The 935-nt window shown below is 63.3% G+C and carries 1 protein-coding gene; it reads right to left on the reverse strand.

What is annotated here, in order from left to right:
* Positions 1–15 precede the first annotated feature (15 nt).
* A protein-coding gene (locus tag AC0IW9_RS30340) for an IS5 family transposase (protein ID WP_471652030.1) occupies positions 16–854 on the reverse strand; the annotation gives its coding sequence in 2 pieces (ribosomal slippage) (positions 16–482 and positions 482–854; 840 coding nt in all).
* Positions 855–935: the final 81 nt, after the last annotated feature.

Below are 935 nucleotides of genomic sequence, written 5' to 3' on the forward strand. Positions count from 1 at the left end.
AGAGTCCATCCGGGATCATTTAGTTTTCTGACATAGCTTTCGGAGCATGCGGCGGACGGAGGCCCAGCGCAGGAAGGCGAGCGCGCGACGGTTTAGGCACTCCCAGTCCTTGGCCAACCGTCGGCATCGATTGAGCCAGGCGATGGTACGCTCGACGATCCAGCGCTTCGGCAGCACGACGAACCTGTGCACCTCGGATCGCTTGACGATCTCGATGTTGATCTGGCGGCAGGTGGTGCGCAGACCGGCCTGGAATTTGGCGCCTTGATACCCACCGTCGGCATAGAGCTTCAGCAGGAAGGGGTAGAGGCCGAACAGCGATCCCATCAGCAGCACGCCGCCATCGCGATCCTGAATATCGGCCGCGTGGATGATCGCCTGCATCAGCAAACCTTGGGTGTCGACCAGGACGTGGCGCTTCTTGCCTTTGATCTTCTTGCCCGTGTCGTAGCCCGAGGGGTCGATGCAGGCCCCCCTTTTTCCGCGCTCCTGACGCTCTGGCTGTCGATGATCGCCGCCGTCGGACTGGCTTGGCGCCCGGCCTGCTCGCGGCACAGCACGTAGAGCGCGTGGTGGATCCGATCGAGCGTCCGATCCTCATCCCAGCGTCGCAGGTAGTCGTTCACCGTGCTCCGCGGCGGCAGGTCCTTCGGCAGCGCCGCCCACTGGCAGCCGGTGCTGAGAATGTACATCACCCCATCCAGCACCGCCCGCACGTCGATCGTCCGCTTGTTGCCGCCGCGCTTCGCCGGCAGGATCAGCGGGCCGATGATCGACCATTCCTCATCGGTCAGGTCGCTCGGGTAGCGCAGCTTGCTGCGGTCGTATTTTGGCCGGTTCTCGGGCGTCCACATGGACGCCCTTCTTCCTCCACCCGCCCCCGGAAGCCAATCACAACCGATTCAGATAACTCGATCTGTTCCCGGATGGACACT

Source organism: Belnapia sp. AC561, assembly GCF_979252845.1.